We start from the raw sequence: 20,743 nt of genomic DNA on the forward strand, positions 1-20,743 counted from the left end.
AGATGAAACGCTTTTACCTGACCGCCGCCATTGCCGCGGCGACGCTCGCCCTGCCGGCGCTGCCCGCGCTGGCCCAGACCAGCGAAATCACCATCGGCATCACCACCACCACGACCGGCCCGGGCGCAGCCCTCGGCATTCCCGAGCGCAACGCGCTGGAATTCGTGCCGAAGGAGATCGGCGGCGTGCCGCTGAAGGTGATCGTGCTCGACGACGGCGGCGATCCCACCACCGCGACCACCAACGCCCGCCGCTTCGTGACTGAATCCAAGGCCGACATCATCATGGGCTCGGCGCTGACGCCGCCGACCATCGCGGTGTCCAACGTCGCCAATGAAGCCGGCATTCCGCACTTTGGCCTGGCCCCCTTCCCGATCACGCCGGAGCGCATGAAGTGGTCGGTGGCGATGCCGCAGCCGATCCCGATCGTCGGCAAGGTGCTGTACGACCACATGAAGTCGAAGGGCATCAAGACCCTCGGCTATATCGGCTATTCCGACTCCTACGGCGACCTCTGGTTCAACGATTTGAAAGCGCAGGCCGTGCCGATGGGCATGACCATCGTTGATGAAGAGCGTTTCGCCCGTCCGGACACCTCGGTGACCGGCCAGGTGCTCAAGCTCGTCGCCGCCAATCCCGACGCGATCCTGGTCGGCGCCTCCGGCACCGCGGCCGCGTTGCCGCAGACCGAGCTGCGCGAGCGCGGCTATCAGGGCCTGATCTACCAGACCCACGGCGCCGCCAGCATGGACTTCATCCGCATCGCCGGCAAAGCGGCCGAGGGCGTGCTGATGGCCTCCGGCCCCGTGATGGACCCCGAGGACCAGCCGGACGAAGCCGCCACCAAGAAGCCGGGCCTCGCGCTCAACACGGCGTATGAAGCCAAGTACGGCCCGAACAGCCGCAGCCAGTTCGCCGGTCATTCCTACGATGCGTTCGAGATCCTGAAGCGCGTCATCCCGACGGCACTGAAGACCGCAAAGCCCGGCACGCCGGAATTCCGCGAAGCCATCCGCCAGGCTCTGCTCTCGGAGAAGGAGCTGGCGGCAAGCCAGGGCGTCTACAACTTCACCGAAAAGGACCGCTACGGCCTCGACGAGCGCTCGCGCATCCTGCTCACCGTGAAGAACGGCAAGTACACGCTGGTGAAGTAGGCAGAGCGATCGTCTCAAGACGACGAGAGCCGGCCCGATGGGCCGGCTCTTTTCGTTTTGGCTTGGAGAGCGAGCTGGCGCGCAGATGCTGCTACGCCCCCTCTCCCGCTTGCGGGAGAGGGTTGGGGTGAGGGTGTCTCCGCATTGGGGCTGTGCGAGACAACCCCCTAGAGGAAAGAGCCCTCACCCGGCGCTTCGCGCCGACCTCTCCCGCAAGCGGGAGAGGTGCACCGCGCCCGCGGACGCACTGGGGGCTAAGCCGCCTGCCGCAGCGGGGTCCAGGCGAACTCCGGATAGTAGCTGTCCATCATGCGGTCGACATAGGCGGTGAGGTTCGGAAATCCCTCGGCCCGCTGCCGCAGCCCGGATTCGAAATACGGCGTCAGGATCCCTGCGAGCGCACCGAAAGCTGTCGCGTCGACGCCGCAGGGCTTGTTGCCCATCAGATAGGCCTTGTCGCCCAGCTGCACCGACAGCGCGAACAGCGAACGGACCGCGAGATCGACGTCGTCGTCAGGCGCATGACGGCCGAGGCCGGAGAGCAGATAGTTCTCGGCGACACGGAACTGCGCGTCCTCGCGCAGCTTCTCGCGATTGTGCTCCGGTGCGCCGTCGAAGAAATGCGCAGGGCCCTTGGCGAAATTGACCGGATCGACCCAGCGCGCGCCGACCAGCGCCCAATAGACATGATGCTCGATCATCCGCTCGAACGCCCAGGCCTGCGCACGCTCCGCCAGGGAGAGGCCGGCGTCGAAGTCGAAACCGTAGCGGCGCTCGATATGGGCGCGGATGAAGGTGGAATCGGCCACCGCCTCGCCGCCGTCGTCGATGAACGGCAATTGCCCCTTGGGGGAGGCGGGGGGCATCGCGCGCTCCTTCCGGTAGGGCAGTCCCGCCATCTTGAGCTGCACCTCCGTCTTGGTGACGAAGGGGCTGATTTCAGGCAGGCCGAAGCCGGTGCCAAAGCCGTAAAGCGTAATCATGAAAGCTCTCCTGAACCTGCCTAGTTTGACGGAACCTAGTGACGGGCTGCTGCCACCATGGTGGCAGCAGCCGTGATATCTTCTGCGAAACGGGCCCCCCGCCAGGCGCGGGCCATGACGTGACGGACCAGCGCGTCCGCGGCCTGGGTCAGCGAGCGTGTCACCACGCCTGCGAGTGCAAATCGGAGATCGACGGCCATGAGATCGAGCGAAACGAGGCGGCCAAAGGCCCAGGCGTGCCAGAGCTGCGCCCGCCACAGCGGACCGGCCAGGCCGAGATGGATTGGAGTGATCATGGACAAACCCTCTTCAGTCGATGTGTTGTCCCGGTATAGAACCCCCCTGCTGCCAACATCCTGTCAGCAGCCGCGCGCCGATTTCTGATCCGTCGTTCGAGAAGAGAATTGTCATGAGACGCGCCGACCGGCTGTTTCAGATCATCCAGGTGCTCCGGCGCACGCGTAAGCCGCTGACGGCGGACGCGATCGCGGCCGAGCTCGAGACCTCCAAGCGCACGATCTATCGCGACATCGCGACGCTGATCGGCCAGCGCGTGCCGATCCGCGGCGAGGCCGGCATGGGCTACATCCTGGAAAAAGGTTTTGACCTGCCGCCTTTGATGCTGACGCCCGACGAGATCGAGGCGGCGGTGCTCGGCGCGCAATGGGTTGCGGGCCATGCCGATTCGGCGCTGGCGCGCGCAGCCGAAGACCTGATGGCCAAGATCGCCGACACTGTTCCCGAACGCCTGCGTCCCTTCGTGCTGGAGCCGGCGAGCCGGGCGCGGCCGAGCTGGAACAGGGAGCCTGATCGCCTCGACATGGTGCGCACGCGCACCCAGATCCACGAGGGCAAGAAGATCATGCTGCGCTATCGCGACGAGCAGGGCCGCGCCAGCGAACGCATGATCTGGCCGATCTCTGTCGGCTATCTCGAAGCCGTGCGCCTGCTCGCGGCCTGGTGCGAGCTGCGCAGCGACTTCCGCAGCTTCCGCACCGACCGCGTGGTGGACGCGACCTATCTCGACGAAAGATATCCGGAGCGGCGTGACGTGCTGCGCGCGAAATGGCGGCAGGGCCTGGTCTGGGGCCCGCCAAAGGACACATGAGCGCTATGGAGGAAATCGATCTCTCGGCCTGCTGCCAGAGTTGCGGCGCCTGCTGCGGCTATTCGCAGAACTGGCCGCGCTTCTCGATCGAGAGCGACGAGGAGCTTGCCGCGATTCCGGAAGCGCTGGTCAACGACCGCCAGTCCGGCATGCGTTGCGAGGGCGATCGCTGCGCGGCGTTGCAGGGAGAGATTGGACAAGCGACGGCCTGCGGCATCTATGCGGTGCGGCCGGAGGTGTGCCGCACCTGCATGCCGGGCGACGCCGAATGCGCGATGGCGCGGCGGAAGTTCAAGCTTCCAGCGATCGAACCAATTTAGGCGGGGACGGCTTCGCTGATCTCGTCGTCGATCTCGTCATCGAGCGGCGCGAGCACCGACAATGGCTTGGTCGACAGTGTGATCGGCTTGCGGCCCCCCGACAGCGACGGCGACGATTTGACCGAGCGCTCACGCGACAGCGCGTAGAGCGTCGAGCCGACACGGCCGCCGTTGTCGATCAGGTCGCGCTCGCTGCAGCTCGCTGCGATTGCGACCGCCAGCGAATGCAGATGGCTGCGGCGATAGCAGAACAGCGCCAGACGGGCACGCGCGTCAGGGGAAACACTCTCAACCAGCCTCGGCAGGCCGCTCTCGCTGGCGCGATACATCTCGCCAAGGAGTTCGTCGCGAACCGGGCAGAAATCGCTTTCAAAGGCGTCGCGGCTTGAAAACATTGCAGTTCTCCCTCGTATGCGGAACATGCAGTGCAATTCTCTAACGGAAGGTTAACCACGCTGCCCGGTAGTCACCCGGGGTTCCCTTGCGCCCTGGCCGCGAATCAGAGGGCAGCTTGCCGTCATTCCGGGGCTCGCGAAGCGAGAACCCGGAATCTCGAGATTCTCTGGTGCGCAATTGCGCACCAGAGTTCGGTCCTCCGGACCGCCCCGGAATGACGGGTGCGAGCAGTCAGTTCGCCGCCATGAAGATGGAGAGGCCGAAGCCGGTCAGGTGATGCAGCGCCTGGTCGACGCCGATCAGGGTCCAGAACCAGGGATGCGCGAGGTCGACGCCGAAATTGGCGGAGACGAATCCCTTGGCGCGGTCGATCGTGATGTGGATCACGAAGTCGATGAAGGCCACGAACCAGAATTTCGGCGCGACGATCACGATCAGCGGCAACGCGACCGCAAGATGAACCAGGCAATGCACCAGCAGCGGCAGGGCCCAGCCGTGCTTCTGGTCCTTGCCATGCGCCATCCAGGCGGTCTGGAGGACGAAATCGGCGATGATGTGCTTGAAGGTGAGCAGCAGCATCCAGCCAATGAGCGCTTCGACCGGAACCGCCGATGACATGGATGGAAACGACAAAGCTGACGCCCTCATTGACGTGACAAGAAAGATTGGAGCGTTCAGCGCAGCTTCTTCTTGGACCGGTCAAATCGCCGGGACGGCCAATTTATGACATCTCCTGCGGCGGAATGCAGCCGGGGGGAACCGGAAAATCGCAAACTGTGGCTAACTGGTGATAGGATGACCAATCGCCGCGCCCGCGTCGAGTAAGGTTACCTTCGGCTCGAAATTTGCATTCCGGCATCGGCGCGCTATCATCGGCGGCAGAAAATATCGTTCTTTTTTCAGGCGTTTACGAATTACAGGGCGTCCGCAGTGATCACACGAGCGAGCCGCCTGCCACCGAAGAATAAGGCCAAGAGTGCTGCCATGAGTACTGAAGGCCCCAATTCGTCACCGGCCGAACCGCCGCCGCGTCGCCCCAAGGTGATCAAGACCAATCAGCAGCAGGTGTTGCTCTACGTCGTGCTGACCCTGCTGTTGTCGCTCGCCACCGTCTGGGGCGGCCGCGCCCTGCTGCACAATTCGGAGACGCTGACCTTTGCCGTCGGCGCCCCCAACAGCGACGAGGCGCTGTTCGCCGCCAAGCTTGCCACGGTGTTGAAGAACAACGCCTCGCGCTTCCGGATCAAGATCGTCAACAATCCCGACAACGCCAAGGCGCTCGCGCAGTTCGACCGCAGGCAGGCCGACCTCGCCGTGCTGCGCACCGACGCCAAAGTGCCGCTGCGGGCGCGTACGCTCGCGATCCTCGAGCACGACCTCGTGCTCCTGCTCGGACCCGGCAACAAGAAGATCAAGTCGCTCGCCGAGCTGAAGAAGAAGAAGGTCGCCGTCCTCGCCGAGAACGAATCCTCACTCGCTTTCGTCCGTGGCATCCTCGACATCCCCGAGGGACCCGATGCCGCGAAGGTCCAGATGGCGCCGCAGGGCGCAACGCTCGACAAGCTGTTTGCGCCGGCAAACGGCTTCGGAGCGGTGATCGCCATCGTCCACGCTTCGAAAGCGGTGCGCGACAAGAGCTATGAGCAGGTCGCCAAGCGCGGCGGCTTCACCCTCAACGCGATCGACGAAGCCAAGGCGCTGGCCCGCAAATTCCCCGGCATTTCCGAGGAGACGCTGACGGCTGGAACGCTGTCGGCCTCGCCTGAAATTCCCGACGACGATCTCGATACGATCGGGCTCGAATGGCTGCTGGTCACGCAATCCCGGATGTCGGTGACCACGGCGGGCGAGCTGGCGCGCGCCATCTACGAGAACAAGTCCGCCCTCGGCCTCGACAGCGGTTTCGCCAGCAGGATCGAGCCGGCCTCCGTCGAGAAGGACGCCTTCGTGATGGCGCATCAGGGCGCGGCCGATTACATCAACGACGACACCAAGTCGTTCATGGATAAATACAGCGACATGATGTATCTGGGCGCCGCCGCGCTCAGCGTCATCGGCTCGATCTTCGCCGCGATCTACGCCAAGGTCACAAGGATCGCGCCGGAGAAGGCCAGCGAGCTCTCCACCGCCATTCTCGACATCGGCGAGCGCATCGAGCACGCCCATTCACTGGACCAGCTCGAATGCCTCCAGGACGAGCTGGAAGGCATCTTGCGCGGCGCCGTCATCGGGCTCAGAGACGGTACGATCAGTACCGACGGGCTCGACACCTTCAAGCTCGGATACGAATTCGTCCGCGACGAGATCGGCATGCGTCGCGACTATCTCAAGCGCCACGCCGGCGAAGCCGAGAAGACCGCCCGCGACGCCGCAGCGCCCCCGCTCGACGAGAGCAATGTCGTGGTGGTGAAGACCGCGCAGAGCGCTTGATTCGCCTCTCTCATGTCCCGGACAAGCTGCAATGCCGAAGGCGTTGCAGCGCTGAGCCGGGACCCAGGAAGCCGCACCATGCGCTGCTGCATGGGCCCCGGCTCTGCAGCGCACCACCATAGCGCGTCGAAGACGCGCGTAAACGCGCTTGTGGTGCTGCGCAGCGTCCGGGGCACGAGACTGAGGTCGTGACGTCGTCTCGAAGGACGAGGCGTGCGCGGACCGCCGGCGAAACGGCATAAGCGATAGCCCCTCCGCAAAGCGGGGGCCAGCATGCGTTTTTCCCGTTAGATCAACGACCCGCCGCCTGGAACCGTCCCCACCCACAACCGTTGGTAACCCGATACAACCGGAGAAACGCACCATGCGTATACTCCTCATGATCTTCCTCCTGGGAATGCTGGCGGCGGTGGGCTATTTCGCTTATTCCGCGATGGCGGTCGAAGGCGACCCGATCCCGACGGAAGGCTATGTGGCCCTCGCCCTGGGAGCCGGATTTTCCGTCATCGTCGGCATCGGCCTGATGGTCCTGCTGTTCTTCAGCAGCCGCCGCGGCTACGACGAGCCGCCGCATTTCAGGTAACGGCCCGGCCGGCCGCCGCCCCCGCCCTTCGCCCCCCGATTCGACGATGCTGCCGCCCGCGCCCGTCGTTGACGGCCTTGGCGCGGGCGGGCACTTTGGCGCCGGGATCCCAGCCGGGCCCACAAGAACCAAGACGAGCCGCCTTCCTGCATGTCCAAGCCGCTGATCTCCGCTCTGGCCCAGTTTGCGGCCGCCACGGCCGGCCGCAACATGACCAAGGCGGCCTATGTCGCCGTCGGCGTCGGCGTACTCAGCATGGTGCTGCTGACGGACAACCGGGCGAATGAGGCGCGCGGCTGGGTCCACGGCCTGCTCTGGGCCTGTCTCGTCTACTTCGTGTTCGAATGGGTGGTCCGGCTGCGCCACATGGCGCGAACGGGGCGCCTTGCGCTCTACATGTCCTCCTCCGCCGGCATCGTCGACGCGATTGGGGCGCTGGCCGTGCCGGCCGCGCTGGTTCTCGGCGTCGAGCCGAAGACGGCCTGGCTGCTCAGCGTGCTCTGGGTTCTGAAGGTGGTGCCGGGCATTCCCGGCCTGCGCCAGCTCCGCCGCGTGCTGGTGCTGGAATCGGGGCCGCTGGTCAGCGTGCTCGTGATCTTCCTGATGGTGGTCTTCCTCGCCTCCGTCGCCGAATATTTCCTGGAGCGGGACGTGCAGCCGCAGACGTTCGGCAGCGTCCCGGCCGCACTGTGGTGGGCCGTCGTAACCCTCACCACGACGGGCTACGGCGACGTCGTGCCGGTCACGCCGCTGGGTCGCATCGTGGCGGCGCTGGTGATGATCTCCGGCCTCGGCGTGTTCGGCCTCTGGACCGGTATTTTGGCAACCGGCTTTGCCGCGGAGACGCGGCGCGACAATTTCCTCAAGACCTGGGAATCGGTCAGCAAGGTGCCGTTCTTCGCGGCGCTGGGACCAGCGGCCATCGCCGACGTCACCCACATGCTGCGGACCATGGAGCTGCCGGCACGCACCATGATCATCCGCAAGGGCGCGCAGGGCGACTGCATGTATTTCATCGCGGCAGGCGAGGTCGAGGTCGACCTTCCGGGTAAGAAGGTGCAGCTCGGCGAGGGCGCCTTCTTCGGCGAGATGGCGTTGCTCGGCAACAACATGCGCGGCGCCAACGTCTCGACCACGAAGGTGTCGCGGCTGCTGGTGCTCGACCTCGTCGATTTCCGCGTCCTGATGGCGCGGCATCCCGATCTCGCCGAGACCATCGATGCGGAAGCAAAACGGCGCGCGCTCGAAAACAAATAAGAGGAGACAAGAATGTCGGATACAGCCGACGCGGCATCCAGCCCCGTGCTCGAAATCACGGGCGCACGCGCCACCATCCGCCTCAACCGGCCCAAACATCTCAACCGGCTGCAGGCCGAAGATCTCGGCGAGCTCGTCAAACTGTTCGACGCCGTCGAGGCCGATCCTGCCATCCGTGTGCTGGTGCTGACCGGAACGGGCCGCGCCTTCTCCGCCGGCTATGATCTCAACTCGGTCGCCGAGCGCGCGGTGAGCGCGAGCGAGCAGCAGAGCGCGGGCTCGGCGTTCGAAGTGGTCGTCAACCGTCTCGAGGATCTGGGCGTGCCGACGATCTGCCGGCTCAACGGCGGCGTCTATGGCGGCTCGACCGACCTCGCGCTCGCCTGCGATTTCCGCATCGGCGTCGACACCGCCGAGATGTTCATGCCGGCGGCGCGGCTCGGGCTGCATTATTACCCGAGCGGGATCAAACGCTACGTGACACGGCTCGGCCTCGATAATGCGAAGAAGCTGTTTTTGACCGCGCAGAAGATCAGCGCCCCGGAGATGCTGCGCATCGGCTATCTCACCGCCATGGTGCCGGAAGAGACGCTCGACGAGGAGGTCGACAAGCTCGCCAATATCCTCGCCGGTAACGCGCCGCAGGCGATGGCTGGCATGAAGCGCGCGATCAACGAATTCGCCCGCGGCGAGCTCGACGAGGCTGCCGCCGACCAGCGTCACCGCGACAGCATGCGCGGCGACGAGATCAAGGAAGGCATCAAGGCGTTCGCGGAGAAGCGCGCGCCGCGGTTTTGAAATTTCTCTCGCTGTCGTCCTGGACAAGCGCGCCCTAAGCGCGCGCAGATCCGGGACCCATAACCACAGGGAGTGGTTATGGAGAGAAGCTGGCAACTCCGAGTCTTCGCCAAACTCCACCCTGTGGTTATGGGTCCCGGGTCTGCGCTTACGCTTGCCCGGGACGACAGCGGAGATTGAGGCGCTCGCTCAGGCCCCCGCTACCTTCGCATGCCGCGCGGCCATCTCCTCATCCGCCGCAGTGATGCGCTGGAATGCCGGGCGCGCGGTCATGCGCTCGGCATAGCGAACGAAGACATCTTTTTTCGGCACGATGCCGAACATCATGGTCCAGCTGAAGGCGACGCCCCACAACACGTCCGCCGCCGTCATGCGCTCGCCGAGCAGGTACGGGCCCTTCTCCAATTGCGTCTCCAGCGCACCCAGCATGGTGTCGTAATCCGCATAGGGCGATTGCGTGATCGGTGCCGGCTCGCGCTGCATGAACTTGTCGATCAGGGCCGGCTCGAACGAGGCGCCGTAATACGCGATCCAGCGCAAGTAAGGGCCACGCAGCGGATCGTCCAGCCCGGGCGTGAGGCCCGCCTGCGGGAAGAGATCGGCGAGAAAGATGGTGATCGCGACCTGCTCGGTCACGAGCTCCCCGCGGAAGTGGATCGCCGGCACCTTGCCTAGCGGGTTGATGGCGAGATAGCCGGGCTTGCGCTGCTCGCCAGCCTTCATGTTGAGGATATGGAGATCGTAGGGCGCCCCCAGTTCCTCCAGCAGCACCCGCGTGCCGGTGGCGCGGCTTTGCGGCGAATAATACAACGTGATGCGGTTCGGATCGGTCATGGCGGGTCTCCTCGGATGCCGTCTGGCGAGGCGTATCTTGTAGCGACTCATACCTGACATCCCTTGTCAGGTATGGTTTAAGACATCATGCGCGCGAGCCGGATGCTGTCGATCCTCACCACCCTCCAGGCCAAGGGACAGGTCACCGCGCCTGAACTCGCGGAAGCCTGCGAGGTGTCGGTGCGCACGATCTATCGTGACATCGACGCGCTCGCGGCATCGGGTGTCCCTGTTTATGCCGACCGCGGCGCGGAGGGCGGCTATCGCCTGCTCGACGGCTATCGCGTCCGGCTCAATGGCCTGTCGCAGAACGAGGCGGAAGCCCTGTTCCTGGCGGGACTACCGGGACCGGCGGCGGCGCTGGGGCTGGACGCGGCAATGATCGCCGCGCAGAACAAGCTGATGGCGGCGCTGCCCGCGAACTTGCGCGAAGATGCCGGCCGGATGCAGGAGCGCTTTCACCTGGACGCACCGGGCTGGTTCGGCGAGGCGGAGGAGCCAACACATCTGCGCACCATCGCCGGCGCCGCCCTGCGCGGGACATTGATAAAAATCCGCTACCAGAGCTGGCGCTCGGAGAAGCAGCGCCGCGTCGCCCCGCTCGGCCTCGTGCTGAAGGGCGGCAGCTGGTATCTCGCCGGGCAGGTCGACGGCAGCGTGCGGACCTATCGCATCGCGCGCGTGCTCGACTGTACCGCGCTCGACGACCGCTTCGATCGTCCCGCCGATTTCGATCTCGCCGCCTATTGGCAGGCTGCGACGCTTCGCCTCGAAGCGGAGATGCATCCCAATGTCGCGGTCGTCCGGCTGTCGCCGTTCGGCGTCAAGCTGCTGGACGCGTTGAGCCAGCCTTACGTCAAGGCGCGCACGGAGATCGAAGAGACCACTGACGCGGACGGCTGGCGCATCGCGCGGGTACCGACCGGCAAGACGTCATGGCATGCCGCAGCCGAATTGCTGCGGCTCGGTCCCGAGGCAGAAGTGCTGGAGCCGGCCGATCTCCGCGAGAAGATGGCCGAGATGACGCAGGCGATGGCCGCGCGCTATGGCGCGGCGCGGAAAGCCTGACAGCGGCGCACCTCGCCGCAGCCGAAGAAACAATCCTGAAACACGATTCTCAAGGACCGCCGTGAACGCATTCGCGGCTCAACCCGACCGAGATGCAGGGACACAACAACGGCCTCGCGCCATATTGGAGAATGAAGATGTTTCGTAAGCTTGCTCTTGGTCTGATCGCTGCCGGTTCGCTCGGCGCTGCTGCTCTCGCGCCCACCGCCGCTTCGGCTCACGGCTTCCATCATCACTGGGGTCACGGCTGGGGCCCGGGTTACGGCTTCGGCGGCATCTACGTCAACACCGGCGTCAGCAACTGCTACCAGGAGCGCGTGGTCCAGACCCGCCACGGTCTGCGCGTCCGCGTCGTGAACGTCTGCGCGTACGGGATCTACTGATATCTCGCCTTCACGACAAAGCTCCGGTCGCATCGCGGCCGGAGTTTTGCGTTGCGTAGTCAGCCAGCATGCCGCTGCCGGCGAAACCAGGCCCAGGTCTCGCGCGTCGTTTGGATGTAGCCGCGCCCGCGATAGACGATCTCGCCGTCGACGATCTCGTTCAGCTTCGGCAGGGCGTGAAAGGGAATCGAGGGATAGGCGTGATGCTCGACGTGGTAGGGCATGTTCCACGCAAACCATTTGACGATGGCGCCGGTATAGGTGGTGCGGGTGTTCTGAAAGGCGCTGCGGGTGCGGTCGCAGCCGGTGTGCTCGGCATAGAGATAGGGCCGCAGGAAGAACTGCCCGATCACGAGCGGCACGATCCAGACCCAGAGCAGCAGCGCTGAGGAGAACCACAGCGAGAGCGCAAACAGCAGCGCATAGAGCGTGACATAGGCGCGCGCCTCGGCGACGATGGTGCCGCGCTTGCTCTCGGGAATCCAGGGCACGACGACCTTGCCGGTGACGGCATGCCCCAGCATCAGCCGCAGACGCCCGGCGACCTGGAGCAGGCCGCTATAGGCGATCGCGAGCTGGGTGTCGGAGGCCGGCTTCACCCCGACGATCAGCTCAGGGTCCTTCTCCGGATCCTGGGTGTAGCGGTGATGGTCCCAGTGGAACAGGCAGTAATATTCGTAAGGCAATCCGATGATGAAGGCTGAGAGATAGCCGACCGCGAGATTGAGGCTGCGGCTTCTAAACGCGGTCTTGTGCGCGGTCTCGTGCACCGCCATGAACAGGAAGGCGACGAGATAGCCCTGCACCGCCATCAGCGGCAGCGCCCAGAGCACACCATGGCTGGAGGACACCTTCCAGATCAGCGCACCGACCAGCACGATGACGCCGTAATGACCGAGGCTTTGCGCTGCGCCCCTGAGGTTCGAGCGCACCGACAGCTCGCGCAGCATCGCAGGCGTCAGCGGCTTCAGGCGATGGCCAGGCTCTGAAACGGTCGCGTCGGTCATGATCGGATGCCTGTGTTACTTGGCGAGGAGCGCTGCGATCTCGGCCTTGATGAAGGCCTGGTCGCGCGGATTGCTGACGGGATTGCCGGCACGATGGCCGTGCAGCGACGGGATCGGATGCAGCACGGCTGACTTTGCATTGACCAGCTTGCCGAGCTCGACCTCGTTGTCGCGGACGTCGAAATAGCGATCGGTCGCGCCCGGCATCAGCAGCATGTGCGCACCTATCGCGGCGAGCGCGCGATCGAGATCACCGCCGAAGGCGGCGCAGCGGCTGATGTCGCCGCGCTGCCAGATGCCGAGCTGCGCCAGGAGATCGTTGGCATCGCGCCGCGCAAAGACCGCATCCCATCCGCGGACGAGATAATCCTCCAGCGAGGTGAAGCCGGCCTCGCGCCAGAGTTCGTCGCGATAGAACCCGTGCGACATCGCCCAGCCGGCATAGACACGCCCCATGGCGCGATAGCCGGCAACGGGCCTTTCGACGAAGCGGCCGTCCCGGAAAGCGGGATCGCCGGTCAAGGCGGCCTTCACGCTTTCCAGGAAGACATAGTTGTAGGGCGCGCAACGCGCGCTGCCGCAGACGACCGCGGCGCGCTCGACCATGTCAGGATGCAGCGCGGCCCAGTGATAGGCCTGCATGCCGCCCATCGACCAGCCATAGACCAGCGCAAGCTTGGTGATGCCGAAGCGTTCGGTGAGGAGACGATGCTGAATGGCGATCGCGTCGTGATAGGTGACTTGCGGAAACGGAGCGGCCGAATTCGACGGCGACGACGACAGGCCGTTGCCGAACAGGTTCGGGATGACGATGAAGTAGCGCGAGGGATCGAGCACGCCATCGCGCCCGATCAGCCACTCGGTGTCGACATGCTGCGCGCTGAACGAGGTCGGATAGAGGATGACGTTGTCCCGGGTCGGACTCAGCGTGCCGTAAGTCTTGTAGGCGAGCTGCAGCTTGGGGAAGACGGCGCCGGACTGGAGCGCGACGTCGCCGGCCTCAAAGATCTCGTAATCGCGCTCAGCCATGATGCATTCCGCCCTCGCTCACGCGGCCCCACAACGCGCCGCGGCAACGGCAATGCATCGATCATGCCGGGCTGCAGACGCGCCATTGCGCCACACTCAATAACTGTACGTTTAGTACATTTATTGCCGACCGGCAAGATAAATCCGACAAAGCGCCGGGTCTCAGGCGATGGCCGCGATATATCGCGCCACCGATGCCGCGAAAGCGGCCCTGGCACCATTGGCGATGTTGCGGCCCCACCAGGCGCCATAGATGCGGTCGAAGGCGAGCGGCTCGACGGCACCAGCGATCCGCCGCACCGCGGCTGCGTTAAGCGGCATGTAGTTCGGATAGGAGTACATGAAGCTGACGAAGCGGCGGTCCATCGTCACCTGCGCGATGTCGCCGGTGAGCAGAGCGCCCCTGCCCTCCGCGCCACGCGCCCAGTGCAGCATGGTGGCGCCGGCGAAATGACCGCCGGTGCGCAGCAGCAGCACATCGTCGGAGATACGGTGCCGATCGCCGGTCCAGTGCACGATCGATGGATGCGGACGCGTCACCCATTGGCGATCGTCCGCGTGCAGATAGACCGGCACACCGCCGAAGGCATCGCTCCAGTCGGCGAGCGCGCCATAATAATGCGGATGCGAGATCGCGATCGCTTTCAACCCGCCGAGCGCGCGGACATGAGCGATCGCCTCCGGCGTCGCCAGCGGCACGCAGTCCCACATCAGGCATCCCTCTGCCAGCGGCACCAGCAGCGCGCGCTGGCCGATGGCAAAACTCGGCTCGAGCGCGAGACCGGTGAGGCCGAGATCGTCGCGCCAGACCACGCGGTGACGTTCCGCCAGCGCCTCGCGCGTCAGGAAGGTCTGCCCCTTCCAGTTCACGAATTGCCGTTCGTCCTCGCAGATCGGACAGGATTCGGGCGGGTGTGCACTGTCCGAAAATTGCGCGCCGCAGGTTTCGCAGGTCCAGAGGGGCATGGTCAGGATCCGAAAGGGGCCGGGAACGGCGTGACGGGACATCGTCCCGCCGACGCAAGTGGCGAGGAACCAACGTTGTCAGCGCAGGTTACGTTCTGGTCCACGCCGGCGCAATTGGCCGGTCGTCACGATCAGCTTTGCACGAGACCTACTCGACGGCAGGAACATTTCAGCGTCTCGATGACATCGCGCCCCTCAACAACCCGCATCTGGCCGCTGTTCGCAGTCAATTTCTTCATGGCCGACATGCAGTCCGGCATCGGCCCCTTCGTTGGCGTGTTCCTGCAGGAGCGCGGCTGGGCGAGCGGGCTGATCGGCACCGCCATGACGATCGGCAACATCGCCGGCATGCTGATCACGACGCCGATCGGCGGCTTCATCGATGCGAGCCGCAACAAGCGCATGTGGGTCGTCATCCCCGGCATCTGCGTGGTCGCGGCATCCGCGATCATCCTCGTCTCGCAAACTTTCTGGGCCGTCACCTTCTCCCAAATCGCCCAATCGCTCGCGAGCGCCGCCATCGTGCCGGCGGTCACCGGAATTACGCTCGGCATTGCCAGGCAGAAGGGCTTCAACGCGCTGAACGGCCGCAACCAGGCCTTCAACCACGCCGGCAACATGGTCGGTGCGGCATTGTCGGGCTATCTCGGCTACAAGTTCGGCTATGTCGCCGTGTTCGTGCTGGCGGCGGTGTTCGGCGCCATCGCGATCGCCTGCGTGAAGATGATCCCGGCGAAATCGATCGACGATCGCGCCGCACGCGGCAGCAAGGAGGACGACAGCAAGGCTCCGCCGGACGGCATGTCCGTCCTCCTCAAGCACAGGCCGCTTCTGGTGCTGGCACTGGCGCTCGCCCTGTTCCATCTCGGCAATGCCGCGATCGTGCCGCTCTATGGACTTGCGGCGGTGGCCGAGGGACAGGCCAACGGACCGAGCTTCGTCGCGACCACTGTCGTGATCGCGCAAGGCGTGATGATCGTGACCTCGCTCATCGCGATGCAGGTCGCGGGCAAGCGCAACTACTGGCCGGTGATCCTGGTCTCCTTCATGTTCTTGCCCGTCCGCGGCGTGCTCGCCTTCTTCGTCACGGGCTGGTGGGGCGTCGTGCCGATGCAGGTGCTCGACGGCATCGGCACCGGACTGCAAACGGTCGCCGTCCCCGGCATGATCGCACGTTCGCTCAACGGCACAGGCCGCATCAATCTCGGCCAAGGTGCCGTGATCACGGTGCAGGGTGTCGGTGCCAGCCTCAGTCCCGCGCTCGGCGGCTGGATTGCGCAATGGATCGGCTACGGCCCGACCTTCCTGCTGCTCGGCGGCTTTGGCCTTGCGTCGATCGTGCTGTGGCTGACCTTCGGAGCAGCGGTGAAGAAGTATTGAGACCAATCGTCGCGGGAATTCCTGGCACAATTCACGCGGCAATCCGGGCTACCAGCAGACTGCGGCACCTGGTCACGGTCTCAACGCGCCGTTGCGAGTGGCTTATCACGCAATCCAGCGCTTTTCTCGTTGCAGCGCACTGGCCCGACGGCGAGGATACTGGCTGCAGCAAATCGCTCAGCGAACGATTCCCACTCGACCGATGACCCAGCCGCAACTCTCATTCGATGGCGACCCCAACGGTCCGGCCTATGAAAGATGGCGCGAGCAGTTTTGCCGTCAGGTGGCGAACGTCGATTTCGTGCCGGTCGGCGAAGGGCGCGTCCACCGGACCATTGCGCCGGCCATCCTTCCCCGCCTCAGACTCTCGGCTTCGTTCGGTACGCCGATGTCTTTCGTGTCGTTGGGAACGAACGACGAATTGGTGATTACGATGTCGCCCAATTCGGCGCTAAGCGGGACCATGGGAAAACGCCCCCTGGAAATCGCGGCCGGCGACGTCACGATCGGCGATCCCTCGATCAAGGGCGCCCACATTACTCAGACGGGGTATGGTAATTTCCAGACCGCGCTGCTGCCACGCAAGGCCCTGCTGCGCGCCTGCCCGAATGCCGAGGACCTGATTGCGCGGTCGATCTCCGGCGCTAATCCGATCACGTCGATGTTCCTGCGATATTACGATCTCGCGCATGCGCATGCGGACAAGCTCGCGCCCGCGGAGCTCGACGCGGTCTCGCAGCACCTGTTCGACCTCTCCGTGCTGATGATCGGGGCGCGCGGCGATGTCGCCGAGGAGGCGCGACTACGCGGCCTTGCGGCGGCGCGTTTCGAAGCCATCAAGGCCGACATTCTGGCGCAGCTGGACAAAGCCGCACTGTCGCTGTCCGACCTTGCGGCCACGCACCGCATCAGCCCGCGCACGATCCAGTTGCTGTTCGAGAAGGCCGGCATCACCTATAGCGGCTTCGTGCTCGAGCAGCGTCTGCTGCGCGCCGAGCGGCTGCTTCGAAATCCGGGCCTGCGCTCGCGCAAGATCATCGAGATCGCGCACCTCGCGGGATTTCACGACGTCTCCTACTTCCATCGCGCGTTTCGCCGCCGTTTCGGAGCGACGCCCGACGATGTCAGGAAGCTGGCCGGCGAGGCCGAATAGACGAGCTCCGCCGCGACAGCGGCGGAACGACGCCTGCTATGTCCCAAAGCTCTTCTGGACCGCCTTGTCGAGCGTCTCGCCGCCGACGAAGCGTTGGCGCAGCTCGCGCTTGAGCAGCTTGCCGCTCGGATTCTTCGGCAGGGCATCGACGAAGATCACGCGCTTGGGCACCTTGAAGTGCGCCATATGGCCGGCGCAATGCTTGATGACGGTGTCTTCGTCGAGCATCTCGCCGCTCTTGACCACAACGATGGCGGTCACCGCCTCGATCCAGCGCGGATCGGGCAGGCCGACCACGGCGACCTCGGAAACCCCTGGAATGCGATAGACCATCTCCTCGACCTCGCGGCTCGCGACATTCTCGCCGCCGGTCTTGATCATGTCCTTGACGCGATCGACCACGGTGATGTGGCCCTCGTCATCGACGGTGGCGAGATCGCCGGAGTGAAACCAGCCGCCGCCGAACGCCGCTGCAGTCTTGACGGGATCGTTGTAATAGCCGGAGAGCAGATGCGGTGAGCGATGCACGATCTCGCCGACTTCGCCGACCTTGACGTCTTCCATCGTCGTATTGACCACGCGCGTCTCGACATTGAGCACCGGCTTGCCGGCCGAACCGGCCTTGCGCAGCTGGTCTTCGGGCCGCAGCACGGTCGCCAGCGGCGCGATCTCGGTCTGGCCGTAGAAATTCCAGAATTTTACGGCGGGCAGCCGGCGTTGCAGCTCGAGCAGGACTTCGACCGGCATGATCGAGGCCCCGTAATAGCCCTTCTGCAGCGTCGACAGGTCGGTCTTGTCGAAGTTGGGCGAGCGCAGCATCGCGATCCAGATCGTCGGCGGCGCAAAGAAAGACGTGATCCTGTGCGCCTGTATCAGCGCCAGGATGTTGTCGGCGGTCGGCTTGCCCGTGATCACGCCGGAGGCGCCGAGATAGATTTGCGGCCCCAGGAAGACGTCGAGCTGAGCGCAGTGATAGAGCGGCAGCGCGTGCAGGAATTTGTCCTCGACACTCATGCCGCCGTCGATGATGCAGCTGACATACTGCCACATCACCGCTTCATGCGTCAGCATCGCGCCCTTGGGCAGGGACTCCGTGCCGCTGGTGTAGACGATCTGCGCGAGATCGCGGCTGTCGACCGATGCTTCCAAGAAAGAACCGTCGGGGACGAGAAGCTCGTCGAAAGTGGTGAGGCCGGCCGGAGCCGTCGCGGGATCTTCGCCCGGCAGCCAGATCATCTTTTCGACGGCGCAATCCTTCGCGCTTGCGGCCTTCGCCGGCTCGACGAAATCGGGGCCGGTTGCGAGCAGCTTTGCGCCGGAACTCTTCAGGATGAAATTGATCTCATCCGGATTGAGCATGAAGTTGATCGGCACCAGCACCGCGCCGATCCGCGCCACCGCGAAGCGCAGCGCGGCAAAGGCGTGCGAGTTGCGCGAAAGCACGGCGAGGCGGTCCCCCTTCTTGACGCCGAGTCCAAGCAGGCCGCGGCCGAGCCGGTTGCAGATCGCATCCATCTCGGCAAAGGTCCAGCTCACATTGCCGCAGCTCACCGCGAGCTTGTTCGGCTCGCGGCCCGCCGACCGGCGCAAGAGATCGCCGATGGAATGCTCGCGTGCTTTCGAGATGGTGGCTGCGATGTCGCCGGTCATGTGTCCCTCCGTGTGATGTCTTTGTTTGTTGGGTTTATTGCTTGAAATCTTGCGTCATCTGCGCCGGGCCGCCTGCGCGTGCTCCATGTACATGTGCTCGACCGACCGATCTAGCGAGGCGATCTTCTCGAAGCCGCGCCGCCAGTCCTGCAAATGCCGGCGGGTCCACAGCACCCCGGCTTCGCGGTCACGCCGGCGGATCGCGTCGATGAGATGGCGATGCGCCGCGACGAGGCGCGGGCCGCCTTCGGCGACGCCGGTCACGATCATCTCGGTGGTCGGATAGAACAGTTGCGCCGCAGGCTCGCGCGCAAGCTGGAGCACGCGGTTCTGCGAAGCTTTTGCGACCAGCACGTGGAATTCGGCGTCGCATTCGGCGAGTGCTGCGGGATGACCAACGACCGCCTCGCTGCGCGCGAGATTGTCGGCGAGCTCGGCGAGGTTCTCCTCGCTCGCCCGCTCCACCGCGCCCTCGATGCTGGCGACCTCCAGCGTCATCGACGCCTCGTAGAGCTCGCGGAAGGTCACTTCGTGCAGAACCAGAGCGCGGCTGAGGCGGCTCGCGAGCTTGCTGTAGCGCGGCAGGCAGGCGTGCAGGCGGCGCGATGAATCGCGGCGGATCAGCCCGCCTTCCTCCAGCACGCGGATGCCTTCGCGAATCGTCGAACGGTTGACGCCGAACTGGCGGACCAGATCGTGCTCGGTGCCGATGGGATCACCGGGCTTGATGCGACCATTGACGATCTCGCGCTCGATGGCGTCAGCGACCTTCTGATAGGCCGGCGCGACATCGATCGGGCGGAACAGCGGCGCGACGGGCACGATAGCTCCTAATGGCGTTTGTCGGACAAACTATAGGGCCTGCCCGAAACCGCGTCAAACTGCATCATTTAGGCCGTAGATGCAGCAAATTGACTCCTGCGGAACCTCGCTCTAACTTTGTCGGACAAAGGGACAGAATAGCCCCGCATAAGAGGAAACGTATCCATGAGACCTATCGCAGCCCTCGTGTCTGCGGCCGGCCTGCTGTCGGCTGCCCTGATCATCCCCGCATCGGCCCAGCAGACCCCGCTCAAGATCGGCGTGCTCTCCGACTTCTCCTCGGTCTATTCCGACATCGGCGGCATGGGGAATGTCGAGGCCACCAAGATGGCGATCGAGGATTTCGGCGGGCAGATGTTCGGCAAGCCGATCGACATGGTCTCGGCCGACGTGCTCAACAAGCCCGACGTCGCCTCGACCATCGCCCGCAAATGGTGGGAGACTGAAGGCGTCGACATGATCATCGACCTGCCGACCTCGGCCACCGCGCTCGCGGTGATGGAGCTGTCGAAGCAGTACGAGAAGATCATGATCGTGACGGATGCGGCAAGCTCCGACATCACCGGCAAATCCTGCTCGCCCTATACGGCGCACTGGACCTACGACACCTATGCCAACGCGCACACCGTCGGCAGCGCCATCGTCAAGAACGGCGGCGACACCTGGTTCTTCCTCACCGCCGATTACGTGTTCGGCCATTCGGTCGAGCGCGACACCGGCGACGTCGTGAAGGCCGCTGGCGGCAAGGTGGTCGGCAGCGTCAAGCATCCGCTCAACACCGCGGACTTCTCCTCCTTCCTGCTGCAGGCGCAGGCCTCCAAGGCCAAGATCATCGGGCTTGCCAATGGCGGCGGCGACACCATCAATGCGATCAAGCAGGCCGGCGAGTTCGGCATCGTCGCCGGCGGCCAGAACCTTGCTGCGATCGTGATGTTCATCTCCGACGTGCACAGCCTGGGACTGAAGCTCGCGCAGGGGCTGATCATCACCGAGGCTTACTACTGGGATCTCAACGACAAGACCCGCGCCTTCGGCAAGCGTTTCCTGGAGCGCGTCAAGCGCATGCCGACCATGAACCAGGCCGCGACCTACAGCGCGACGCTGCATTACCTCAAGGCCGTGCAGGCCGCCGGCACCAAGGACACCAAGACGGTGATGGCCAAGATGCGCGAACTGCCGGTGAAGGATGCCTTCACCGACAACGGCACGCTCCGCGAGGACGGCCGCATGGTGCACAGCATGTATCTGTTCCAGGTGAAGAAGCCCGAGGAATCGAAGGGACCGTGGGATTACTACAAGCTGCTCGCCGAGGTCCCTGCAGATCAGGCGTTCCGGCCGCTGAAGGATGGCGGCTGCCCGCTGGTAAAGTGAGACAAGCAGGCACGCGAGCATTCCCGCTCGCGTGCCTGGTCTCCCGGTCCG

The 20,743-nt window shown here is 64.7% G+C and carries 22 protein-coding genes; 12 read left to right on the forward strand and 10 right to left on the reverse strand.

Going from position 1 to position 20,743, the window contains the following annotated elements:
- The first annotated feature begins 2 nt into the window (after positions 1-2).
- Positions 3-1,154, forward strand: a complete 1,152-nt coding sequence (locus IQ16_RS24685) for an ABC transporter substrate-binding protein (RefSeq protein ID WP_018643311.1) — start codon at positions 3-5, stop codon at positions 1,152-1,154.
- A gap of 254 nt (positions 1,155-1,408) precedes the next feature.
- Here IQ16_RS24685 and IQ16_RS24690 read toward each other — a convergent pair whose 3' ends face one another.
- Entirely contained in the window at positions 1,409-2,137 is a 729-nt protein-coding gene (locus IQ16_RS24690) for a glutathione S-transferase family protein (protein WP_018643312.1), read from the reverse strand.
- Positions 2,138-2,172: 35 nt separating this feature from the next.
- Positions 2,173-2,433, reverse strand: coding sequence for a hypothetical protein (locus tag IQ16_RS24695; protein WP_018643313.1), 261 nt, complete (start codon positions 2,431-2,433; stop codon positions 2,173-2,175).
- Between the two features lie 113 nt (positions 2,434-2,546).
- Here IQ16_RS24695 and IQ16_RS24700 point away from each other — a divergent pair, with 113 nt between their 5' ends.
- Positions 2,547-3,245 (forward strand): helix-turn-helix transcriptional regulator, encoded by a 699-nt coding sequence (locus IQ16_RS24700; RefSeq protein ID WP_145831799.1) that lies wholly within the window; start codon positions 2,547-2,549, stop codon positions 3,243-3,245.
- A complete protein-coding gene (locus IQ16_RS24705) occupies positions 3,242-3,565 on the forward strand; it encodes a YkgJ family cysteine cluster protein (protein WP_026312044.1) in 324 nt (107 codons plus the stop codon). The genes IQ16_RS24700 and IQ16_RS24705 overlap by 4 nt, the downstream gene beginning before the upstream one ends.
- On the opposite strand, the gene IQ16_RS45810 is transcribed toward IQ16_RS24705, so the two are convergent.
- Both IQ16_RS45810 and IQ16_RS24715 read right to left on the reverse strand, forming a co-directional pair.
- Positions 3,562-3,960, reverse strand: a complete 399-nt coding sequence (locus IQ16_RS45810) for a hypothetical protein (protein ID WP_018643316.1) — start codon at positions 3,958-3,960, stop codon at positions 3,562-3,564. The two genes, IQ16_RS24705 and IQ16_RS45810, sit on opposite strands and share 4 nt — an antisense overlap.
- A 232-nt stretch (positions 3,961-4,192) precedes the next feature.
- The gene (locus IQ16_RS24715) at positions 4,193-4,540 is read right to left on the reverse strand and encodes a DUF3307 domain-containing protein (protein WP_051122990.1); all 348 of its coding nucleotides are present in this window, start codon (positions 4,538-4,540) and stop codon (positions 4,193-4,195) included.
- A 405-nt stretch (positions 4,541-4,945) separates the two neighbouring features.
- Between IQ16_RS24715 and IQ16_RS24720 the strand changes: the two genes are divergently transcribed.
- The 4 genes from IQ16_RS24720 to IQ16_RS24735 all read left to right on the forward strand — a co-directional run bounded on the left by IQ16_RS24720 (position 4,946) and on the right by IQ16_RS24735 (position 9,029).
- Positions 4,946-6,391, forward strand: a complete 1,446-nt coding sequence (locus IQ16_RS24720; protein WP_018643318.1) for a TAXI family TRAP transporter solute-binding subunit — start codon at positions 4,946-4,948, stop codon at positions 6,389-6,391.
- A 364-nt stretch (positions 6,392-6,755) separates the two neighbouring features.
- Positions 6,756-6,974, forward strand: coding sequence for a hypothetical protein (locus IQ16_RS24725; protein WP_026312046.1), 219 nt, complete (start codon positions 6,756-6,758; stop codon positions 6,972-6,974).
- Between the two features lie 150 nt (positions 6,975-7,124).
- Entirely contained in the window at positions 7,125-8,231 is a 1,107-nt protein-coding gene (locus IQ16_RS24730; protein ID WP_018643320.1) for a cyclic nucleotide-gated ion channel, read from the forward strand.
- A gap of 12 nt (positions 8,232-8,243) precedes the next feature.
- The gene (locus tag IQ16_RS24735) at positions 8,244-9,029 is read left to right on the forward strand and encodes an enoyl-CoA hydratase/isomerase family protein (protein WP_018643321.1); all 786 of its coding nucleotides are present in this window, start codon (positions 8,244-8,246) and stop codon (positions 9,027-9,029) included.
- A 189-nt stretch (positions 9,030-9,218) separates the two neighbouring features.
- On the opposite strand, the gene IQ16_RS24740 is transcribed toward IQ16_RS24735, so the two are convergent.
- Entirely contained in the window at positions 9,219-9,863 is a 645-nt protein-coding gene (locus IQ16_RS24740) for a glutathione S-transferase family protein (protein ID WP_018643322.1), read from the reverse strand.
- An 87-nt stretch (positions 9,864-9,950) separates the two neighbouring features.
- Between IQ16_RS24740 and IQ16_RS24745 the strand changes: the two genes are divergently transcribed.
- Together IQ16_RS24745 and IQ16_RS24750 are read left to right on the forward strand one after the other, a co-directional pair.
- Positions 9,951-10,931 (forward strand): helix-turn-helix transcriptional regulator, encoded by a 981-nt coding sequence (locus IQ16_RS24745; protein WP_018643323.1) that lies wholly within the window; start codon positions 9,951-9,953, stop codon positions 10,929-10,931.
- A gap of 137 nt (positions 10,932-11,068) precedes the next feature.
- On the forward strand, positions 11,069-11,314 hold the full coding sequence (locus tag IQ16_RS24750; RefSeq protein WP_026312047.1) for a hypothetical protein: 246 nt from the start codon (positions 11,069-11,071) through the stop codon (positions 11,312-11,314).
- A 59-nt stretch (positions 11,315-11,373) separates the two neighbouring features.
- Here the strand turns inward: IQ16_RS24750 and IQ16_RS24755 are convergent, their stop codons facing one another.
- From IQ16_RS24755 to IQ16_RS24765, 3 genes are all read right to left on the reverse strand, one after another.
- On the reverse strand, positions 11,374-12,321 hold the full coding sequence (locus tag IQ16_RS24755; protein WP_018643325.1) for a fatty acid desaturase: 948 nt from the start codon (positions 12,319-12,321) through the stop codon (positions 11,374-11,376).
- A gap of 15 nt (positions 12,322-12,336) precedes the next feature.
- The gene (locus IQ16_RS24760) at positions 12,337-13,353 is read right to left on the reverse strand and encodes an alpha/beta fold hydrolase (RefSeq protein WP_026312048.1); all 1,017 of its coding nucleotides are present in this window, start codon (positions 13,351-13,353) and stop codon (positions 12,337-12,339) included.
- A 159-nt stretch (positions 13,354-13,512) separates the two neighbouring features.
- Complete coding sequence (locus tag IQ16_RS24765; RefSeq protein WP_018643327.1) at positions 13,513-14,316, reverse strand: MBL fold metallo-hydrolase; 804 nt, start codon at positions 14,314-14,316, stop codon at positions 13,513-13,515.
- Between the two features lie 180 nt (positions 14,317-14,496).
- Here IQ16_RS24765 and IQ16_RS24770 point away from each other — a divergent pair, with 180 nt between their 5' ends.
- A complete protein-coding gene (locus IQ16_RS24770; RefSeq protein WP_145831802.1) occupies positions 14,497-15,696 on the forward strand; it encodes an MFS transporter in 1,200 nt (399 codons plus the stop codon).
- A gap of 463 nt (positions 15,697-16,159) precedes the next feature.
- Complete coding sequence (locus tag IQ16_RS24775) at positions 16,160-16,849, forward strand: AraC family transcriptional regulator (RefSeq protein WP_244635837.1); 690 nt, start codon at positions 16,160-16,162, stop codon at positions 16,847-16,849.
- A 36-nt stretch (positions 16,850-16,885) separates the two neighbouring features.
- Here the strand turns inward: IQ16_RS24775 and IQ16_RS24780 are convergent, their stop codons facing one another.
- Positions 16,886-18,499 carry an acyl-CoA synthetase gene (locus IQ16_RS24780; RefSeq protein WP_145831803.1) on the reverse strand — a complete coding sequence of 538 codons (1,614 nt, stop codon included), beginning with the start codon at positions 18,497-18,499 and terminating at the stop codon, positions 16,886-16,888.
- Between the two features lie 54 nt (positions 18,500-18,553).
- Positions 18,554-19,321, reverse strand: a complete 768-nt coding sequence (locus IQ16_RS24785) for a FadR/GntR family transcriptional regulator (protein WP_018643331.1) — start codon at positions 19,319-19,321, stop codon at positions 18,554-18,556.
- Between the two features lie 165 nt (positions 19,322-19,486).
- Between IQ16_RS24785 and IQ16_RS24790 the strand changes: the two genes are divergently transcribed.
- Complete coding sequence (locus IQ16_RS24790; protein ID WP_018643332.1) at positions 19,487-20,692, forward strand: ABC transporter substrate-binding protein; 1,206 nt, start codon at positions 19,487-19,489, stop codon at positions 20,690-20,692.
- Positions 20,693-20,743: the final 51 nt, after the last annotated feature.

Origin of the sequence: Bradyrhizobium huanghuaihaiense, assembly GCF_007830635.1 — a bacterium.
Taxonomy (GTDB): domain Bacteria; phylum Pseudomonadota; class Alphaproteobacteria; order Rhizobiales; family Xanthobacteraceae; genus Bradyrhizobium; species Bradyrhizobium huanghuaihaiense.

Coding starts and splice junctions, on each gene's coding strand:
- IQ16_RS24685 (WP_018643311.1), top strand. CDS start 3: ATGAAACGCTTTTACCTGACCGCCGCCATTGCCGCGGCGACGCTCGCC.
- IQ16_RS24690 (WP_018643312.1), bottom strand. CDS start 2,137: ATGATTACGCTTTACGGCTTTGGCACCGGCTTCGGCCTGCCTGAAATC.
- IQ16_RS24695 (WP_018643313.1), bottom strand. CDS start 2,433: ATGATCACTCCAATCCATCTCGGCCTGGCCGGTCCGCTGTGGCGGGCG.
- IQ16_RS24700 (WP_145831799.1), top strand. CDS start 2,547: ATGAGACGCGCCGACCGGCTGTTTCAGATCATCCAGGTGCTCCGGCGC.
- IQ16_RS24705 (WP_026312044.1), top strand. CDS start 3,242: ATGAGCGCTATGGAGGAAATCGATCTCTCGGCCTGCTGCCAGAGTTGC.
- IQ16_RS45810 (WP_018643316.1), bottom strand. CDS start 3,960: ATGTTTTCAAGCCGCGACGCCTTTGAAAGCGATTTCTGCCCGGTTCGC.
- IQ16_RS24715 (WP_051122990.1), bottom strand. CDS start 4,540: ATGCTGCTGCTCACCTTCAAGCACATCATCGCCGATTTCGTCCTCCAG.
- IQ16_RS24720 (WP_018643318.1), top strand. CDS start 4,946: ATGAGTACTGAAGGCCCCAATTCGTCACCGGCCGAACCGCCGCCGCGT.
- IQ16_RS24725 (WP_026312046.1), top strand. CDS start 6,756: ATGCGTATACTCCTCATGATCTTCCTCCTGGGAATGCTGGCGGCGGTG.
- IQ16_RS24730 (WP_018643320.1), top strand. CDS start 7,125: ATGTCCAAGCCGCTGATCTCCGCTCTGGCCCAGTTTGCGGCCGCCACG.
- IQ16_RS24735 (WP_018643321.1), top strand. CDS start 8,244: ATGTCGGATACAGCCGACGCGGCATCCAGCCCCGTGCTCGAAATCACG.
- IQ16_RS24740 (WP_018643322.1), bottom strand. CDS start 9,863: ATGACCGATCCGAACCGCATCACGTTGTATTATTCGCCGCAAAGCCGC.
- IQ16_RS24745 (WP_018643323.1), top strand. CDS start 9,951: ATGCGCGCGAGCCGGATGCTGTCGATCCTCACCACCCTCCAGGCCAAG.
- IQ16_RS24750 (WP_026312047.1), top strand. CDS start 11,069: ATGTTTCGTAAGCTTGCTCTTGGTCTGATCGCTGCCGGTTCGCTCGGC.
- IQ16_RS24755 (WP_018643325.1), bottom strand. CDS start 12,321: ATGACCGACGCGACCGTTTCAGAGCCTGGCCATCGCCTGAAGCCGCTG.
- IQ16_RS24765 (WP_018643327.1), bottom strand. CDS start 14,316: ATGCCCCTCTGGACCTGCGAAACCTGCGGCGCGCAATTTTCGGACAGT.
- IQ16_RS24770 (WP_145831802.1), top strand. CDS start 14,497: ATGACATCGCGCCCCTCAACAACCCGCATCTGGCCGCTGTTCGCAGTC.
- IQ16_RS24775 (WP_244635837.1), top strand. CDS start 16,160: ATGGGAAAACGCCCCCTGGAAATCGCGGCCGGCGACGTCACGATCGGC.
- IQ16_RS24780 (WP_145831803.1), bottom strand. CDS start 18,499: ATGACCGGCGACATCGCAGCCACCATCTCGAAAGCACGCGAGCATTCC.
- IQ16_RS24790 (WP_018643332.1), top strand. CDS start 19,487: ATGAGACCTATCGCAGCCCTCGTGTCTGCGGCCGGCCTGCTGTCGGCT.